The sequence below is a fragment of the Paraburkholderia elongata genome (assembly GCF_013177735.1).
Lineage (GTDB): Bacteria > Pseudomonadota > Gammaproteobacteria > Burkholderiales > Burkholderiaceae > Paraburkholderia > Paraburkholderia elongata.
In genome coordinates this window covers 1-6,726 of sequence record NZ_WOEZ01000104.1, presented here as the reverse complement: position 1 = coordinate 6,726, position 6,726 = coordinate 1, and the positions used below count along the sequence as shown (strand labels likewise).

Annotated in this window: 2 protein-coding genes and 3 pseudogenes; 1 reads left to right on the top strand and 4 read right to left on the bottom strand. The window is 58.9% G+C overall.

Translation table 11 applies throughout. From position 1 onward, the window contains the following. Positions 1-171 precede the first annotated feature (171 nt). Positions 172-510: a hypothetical protein gene (locus tag GNZ13_RS20185; RefSeq protein WP_172167503.1), complete on the bottom strand. Its 339-nt coding sequence runs from the start codon at positions 508-510 to the stop codon at positions 172-174. 873 nt (positions 511-1,383) lie between these two features. Continuing rightward, positions 1,384-1,587, bottom strand: a pseudogene (locus GNZ13_RS52460) (hypothetical protein); the annotation flags it as partial. A 925-nt stretch (positions 1,588-2,512) separates the two neighbouring features. On the opposite strand from GNZ13_RS52460, the pseudogene GNZ13_RS20180 reads away from it, so the two are divergent. Continuing rightward, a pseudogene (locus tag GNZ13_RS20180) lies at positions 2,513-4,462 on the top strand (S53 family peptidase); the annotation flags it as partial. Positions 4,463-4,683: 221 nt separating this feature from the next. On the opposite strand, the pseudogene GNZ13_RS20170 reads toward GNZ13_RS20180, so the two are convergent. Next, positions 4,684-5,407, bottom strand: a pseudogene (locus tag GNZ13_RS20170) (IS6 family transposase). 83 nt (positions 5,408-5,490) lie between these two features. Beyond that, positions 5,491-6,429 carry a zinc ribbon domain-containing protein gene (locus GNZ13_RS20165; RefSeq protein WP_172167499.1) on the bottom strand — a complete coding sequence of 313 codons (939 nt, stop codon included), beginning with the start codon at positions 6,427-6,429 and terminating at the stop codon, positions 5,491-5,493. Between the last annotated feature and the right edge of the window lie 297 nt (positions 6,430-6,726).

Sequence of the window (6,726 nt, the reverse complement as noted above, 5' to 3'; positions counted from 1 at the left end):
CCGCCAGTTCCGCCCGTGACAAGTGCGATCTGCTTCGTCATTTCCGTTACCTGATCATCGACAAACGGAGACAGCGGCGAATGGACGCCCTCAAGCCTTGAGGCATCGCCGCACCATGAAATCCGTCGTTCGCCCAGTTACGGTTGCGAACGTCCTGGCCGGAGGCAACGACTACTTCGATGTAGTGCGAGAAGCTGGCTCGACCGCCTGCCTGGTGGTTTTCGACACGGCAGCACTCACTGCTGCGGCATTGCTTTCGGCAACATGGATCGCCTGTTGAGTGGCCTTGTACGTCGTCTCGTACCAGGTGCCTGCGGCGGCAATCGCAGACTTCAAGGATGTAACGGCGGTTTCTGCAGCAGCCGGCACATGCCGTGCGGCCCCGTCAATCGCCTCCTGCAATTTGCGCTGCTGCCCAGCGACATACTCATTGGCGACGTTTGCAAACTCCAGTTGGGAATTTGATGCAATGGCGAATAATTGCCGGTAGTACGACTGGATTTGCGGCACGATCCGTTCCGCCGCGTCACTGTGCAGTGCGCCCCATGCAGACTGTTTCCCGATAGCGCTTTGAACACTACCTCCTTGGTTTCGGTGATACTCGACCTGGCGGTTTTCAGATTCAGTTCGATCATTTTCTGAAAGATCTCGACGGTCCTGTTTGCCAAAGCAAACGATGCTTCCGTACTGGCCTGTTGCGCCGCAGAGTTTTGCTCAGGATTCCACAGATTCATCGCTTGCTCCCAGAAGTGACAGGAAAGGGGTACGTTGAGAAAAGACCTTCATCCAATGAAGCCGGGGTGTGGCAAAAGATCTTCGACGACGGCGCGGATGACGCGTCGAATCGCCTGGTTTGCGGTTGTTGCGTCAAGCCATTCCGCCATACCTCAAACCCCGAAATCTGCACCAGTCTCATCGCATGAACACCGAGCAATACATGGCTGGCACTCACGGCATTCAGCGTGGCGGCGAGGCCATCCACCATCTATTCCGGTCCGGCCGCCGCGAGCGAAACCGACGCGTCTCACCGGTTTTCTTCGCCAACCGGTGAGGAAAGTTCGGCCCGACGCTCCCTGCTTGCGGAATTGCCAGCGGTCATCGCATCGAGCAGGCCTGTTCGAGTTCATGGATGGAGGCGTCTGGGCCGCATACCGGTAGCCGCGACGGGAACCCTGGACCTTTGCGTCTTCGCCCCTGCGCCTTGACGACCTGAGCATCTGGAACGCCGATATTGGCTTGTGCTACAGGTTCGAGAGGCAACGCTAAGTCGCCGGGACGCGCCGCTCTGTCTGTACTGCATCTGCAGTCCCGTTGGCCGAGCAGTACTAATTTCGGCTTGCTACCGGGTGCAGGGCGTCGTGGACGGCTCGGCTCGTCAGGCTGCTCCGCGTCGAACCGGTCCAACTGCAGAAGCAGGCTATCGATCGAGCATAACTGGACCTTCGTGAGATGGCACGAGTCGAGTAGCCGATAGAGCCGTCTGCGCCAATATTCGGCTGGCAGAATCGGACCGTCTTCAAACCCGCATAACGACGGACGCATCACGCACTCGATGTGCGCGATGTCCTCATCGATCAATATACCCATGCCCGCCCCCGGTGCATTTTCGAATACTGCTCAACGACGTGTTTTCATTCATGTGTGACCGGTACTATAGGTCTATCTATCTTCGAAATCCAATCTTGAATCGTGCATGTGGCGAATCGATGCCTATCCGTAAATAGTTCGATAGAAAATCGTTAAAAAAGAACGCGCGATTCAAACACCTTTTCGCTTTCGCATAGAGCCATAGGTCGAAGCAGGGGATCCCTGCGCGAGCGTAATTCCAGAGAATATGCAATGTGAATGATGTTCGCTGGGTGGCGAACGAATCAAATGACGTCATTGCCGCGTGGTGCAACAGTGAAGAGTCAATTTATTGACGAATGCAGCGCCTGTTACGTGCCGCACGATGGTGCAACCTGTGAATTCGGGCTCGTCGAATCGTGCAAATGGGTATAGGGCGGTGGAGCCTTGACAGCGGCTCAATGGCTCCTACTATCGATTGACTGACCGTGACCAGGATGAGTGCAAAGGCTGTTTTTCCTCTCCCTGGCGTGGGAAGTTGCGGCCGAAGGTGAGCTGCCGTTGCGGCGACCTGAGGTTGTCTGCGAGCAATGTATGTCCCTACACCCAATGCTCTCAGGAAGGCCGTTGAAATTTGCCTCGGCTGGATGATTGGGGTGCTGTCTCGACAAGCTCCGAATACGACTTGCTGCTGATTTTCGGATGCATAAGGTGGGTGGCCGATGCTGCGAGGGTGTACGGAGAAACGGCATGTTCACTCGATTCCAATCACGGTTCCGGGTCATTGTTCTGATGCTTGTCGCTATGTTTTGTACGTCATCCGAAGCAATAACTCAAACGACCGGCAACTCGTCACTCAGGTTGTCGACGAGCGGCAGACCATTGAGCTGACCGGCAACATCCGGCCCGAGGCAAGCGCGCAGAACGATCACGGCGGGTCCACGACACGCTTGTGCTCGACCACATGCAGCTTCTGCTCAAGCGCCCAGCCGAGACCGAAGCGGCTCTCGTGCGCTTCATCGATCTACTCCATGATCCGAAGTCGCCTTATTTCCATCAGTGGCTCACGGCCGAGCAATTCCGCGTGAATTTCGGTCCGGCAGATGCCGATGTGAGCATAGTCAGCAATTGGCTTTCGACGCATGGACTAACGGTGAACGGCGTGCAGGCAGGTGGCGTGGTGATCGACTTTTCGGGAACCGCCGGGCAGATCCGCGACGCGTTCAAGACAGAAATTCATCAGATCGACGTGGGTGGCGTCGGGCATGTCGCGAACATGAGCAATCCGCGGATTCCGGCAGCGCTTTCGGACGTGGTGAATGGGATCGTGTCACTGAATGACTTCCGGCCGCACACAAATTTCAAGTCCAGACCCGCATACACGTACACCAGTGGTAGTTCAACCTATCATGCAGTCGCTCCCGCGGATCTCGCTACGATCTACAATCTGAACCCGATGTTTCGTTCCGGCATCTCCGGCCAGGGCCAGGCGATCGTCGTGATCGAGAACACCAACGTTTACAGTTCAGCCGACTGGACGACCTTCCGCTCGACCTTCGGATTGTCCAGCTACACGTCGGGCTCCTTTACACAAATCCATCCGGCGCCGGCAAGCGGTGCGAACAATTGCACGAATCCCGGCGTCGTCGCCGGCAACGAGAGAGAAGCTGAGCTGGACGCGGAATGGGCCAGTGCCGCGGCCCCAGGCGCCGCCGTCGTACTCGCGTCCTGCGGGGACACCAGTACCACGTTTGGCGGCCTGATCGCGCTCCAGAACCTCGTGAACAGCAGCAACCCGCCGGCGATAATCAGCATCAGCTACGGAGAATGCGAGGCGATGAACGGGGCCACCGCCAATGCCGCTTACAGTTCGGTCTATCAGCAGGCGGTCGCCCGCGGTATTTCTGTTTTTGTCTCGGCCGGTGACGAAGGGGCCGCGAGCTGCGACGCAGATCTGGGCAATGCGACCCATGGAATCGGGGTTAGCGGCTTTGCCTCGACGCCCTACAACGTCGCGGTTGGGGGCACTGATTTCGGCGACACCTATGCCCGGACCACGGCTTCTTACTGGACCGCGGCCAATGGCACGACCGACGGCTCGGCGATATCTTACGTTCCCGAAATTCCGTGGAACGATTCCTGCGCCAGCGTGCTGATTGCTGCGGCGAACGGCTACCGCACGACCTATGGCACGACTGGTTTTTGCAACAGTCCGACTGGCAACGCGTATTTCCTGACAACGGCGAGCGGCAGCGGTGGGCCGAGCGGGTGCGCGGCAGGTGCGCCATCGGAAAGCGGTGTCGTGAGCGGAACGTGCCGTGCGTATGCCAAGCCGGCCTGGCAGTCGTTGCTGCTATTGCTGGGCAACCCCGCCGACGGTGTGCGTGATCTTCCAGACGTCTCACTCTTCGCGGCCAACGGCGTTTGGGGCCACTACTACATTGTCTGCGACTCTGACGTGCCGGATGGCGGCGCGGCTTGCACGGGAGCCCCCAGCGGGTGGGCCGGCGGCGGGGGGACGTCATTCGCCGCGCCGATATGGGCCGGGTTCCAGGCCCTGGTGAACCAGGCGACCGGGTCCCGGCAGGGTAATCCGAACCCGGTCTACTATTCGCTCGCTGCCACGGAATATCTGCTGGGCGGGACCAGCACCTGTAATTCGAGTCGCGGCAACGGCGTCGCCAGCAACTGCGTCTTCTATGACATCACGCTCGGCGACATGGACGTAAACTGCTCGGGCACGAATGATTGCTATCGCCCGAGTGGCAATTACGGCGTCCTCTCAACGAGAAACAGCAGCTATTCGAAAGCGTACGGCACCGGTGCGGGTTGGAACTTTGCCACCGGCATCGGCACGGTCAACGTCACCAATCTGGTGAACGCCTGGCCGCGTTGACCGGTTCGATAAGTGGGGGGTGTGGAGGCTACGCGCGCCGCGCAGGAAACCCCTTGGGGAAAGCGGCGCTCGCGTTCGCGCGTCGGTTGATGATTGTTTTCGACCCTGTTGTTCAGTCGGGCGCTGGCTTTGGCGAAGAGTGCAGCGCAAGCCGGTTAGAACATGCGGATCTGGTGCAAATAGGTGGCGTAGCCGAGATGTACCTTATAGATATGGATACCTTATCGATTGAACAGGACAAGATTCCAGACGTAGGGTGCAACGATGTCCTCGAGCGCGAAAGCGGAGAGATCGAACTGCCTCTTGCGAATGCGATGTATCAACTCGATGCCTGAAATCGTGGTCGCGGCACTCCTGAAACGTTTGAACCCGAGCATCATGTTCGCTCCGGACTTGATGTGACGATGGTCCTGGTCGATCAGACTATTGAGGTATTTCGAAGACCGCACCTCCGTGTCCTCGGGCAGCAGGCCATCAGTCTTCATCTCACGCACGGCCCGGTGCGAGGCGGCATACCCATCGAGCGTGACCGTCTCTGGTGGCCGGCCCTGATGTTTGATTGCCTTTCTGAAAAAGGATTTTGCCGCAGCCACATCGCGCTTTGCCCTGAGCATGAAGTCTACCGTCTGGCCGACCCGATCCACCGCCCGATATAGATAAACCCATTTGCCACGGACCTTGAGGTACGTCTCGTCAACCCGCCACGACCGTCCCGCAGGTGTTGCGAAACGGTTCCAGCGTTTGACGAACTCGTGCGTATAGCGCTGCACCCAACACAGGATCGTCGTGTGAGCAAGCGACAACCCTCGTTCAGCCATCCATCATCTCGACGAGATCGCGCAGGCTGAGCTTGTAGCGCAGATATCAGCGCACACAAAGAATGATCACGTCACGGTGAAAGTGACGGCCGGTGAACAGTCCGTCCAGACTCTTCAGCTTGCTCATCGCGGGCCGTCAAATCAGTCAGACCGACACTCTAACCGATTCGTTGATCGCTATTTGCACCACAGCCATCGTCGCTATGGAGGCTATCGGGTGCGAGTCGCGTGCAACCCCGCATCACGCGCCTTTTGCCGCGAGAGCAATTCCTGCTTCAGCATGAGTGCCTCGCTATTGTCCGGCTGCAACGAAAGCGCCCAATAGATCCCTGATCGGGCCATAGCCAGATCATTTTTCTCGAGACCGCTGTGCGCTCGCGCAAGCGCGAGCGACATCAGCCTGTGATTCCTGTCGCCATACCCCTTGTTGCTCGCTGTCGAGCTCGGTGACGAGGCTTTTTCGTCCTGCGAATGTGTCTCGCGATCCGGGATCGCAGGCGCAACGGGTTGCTCGGACGCTACCGAGGAAGCAGCTGCAGCAGGCGCCGCCGAAGAAGCGATCGCCGCTGCCGCGACAGCTGCGGCCGTCGCCGGGTCTTGCACCGCCGTCGGCCTTTGCGGCGTGATCGAGCCTTGCGCCGCCCCGGGGCCCTGGACCATCGTCGGCACCTGCGGCGGTGTGGAGCCCTGGTTAGCCTGGCTCCCGCCATCTGTCGTTACGCTGCCTTCCACCGTGCTCGACGTCGTCTGCTGTTCACGCGTGGCGGAGTCATCCCGGTGCAATAGCAACGTTCCGCCATAAATGGCGACGCATGCCAGCAACGCCAGCGCTACGCTCGCTTTCAATCGCCAATGACGGGCACCGCCAAGCGAATGCGGGCGCGTGTCGCCATATGGATCGGCATCGGCCGACGCGAACACGGGTCTCGACTGCGACGGCCACAGCAACTTGTCATGCGGAACGTGCGCACGCGCGCGCGCTGTGCTCGCCGTGGCTGCATCGGGCTTCTTCGTCCACGCACGATCGCCGAACGCAAACCACGCATGCGCGCCACAATGCGGACAGAAAGAAACCGCCTCCGAAACCCTGCCGCCGCAGCGCACGCAGGTTGCCGGAAAAATCGGGTCACGTGTGGTTTCATCGCCCATTGTTGAACCTTCCGTCATACGAAAACGCGAACGGTGCTTCGGGCGTGGACGATGGGGTCGAAAGGACAGGTACAAGTACCCGCTCGGTTCGACGTGGGTAAGCATTTATTGCCATGACGACAGGACCGAATCGATCTACCCGGCCAATATAGGTCAGCGACGAACCAGCGTCAACCCGTCGTTGGCAGATTTGCGCGCTCGATTTGTTTTGTACTCCTATTGAACTGACGAATTGCACATGGCGACCCCGATTGGTTGACGGGCAGACGCCGGGTGAAGGCTTCCTTGCGTCAAGTG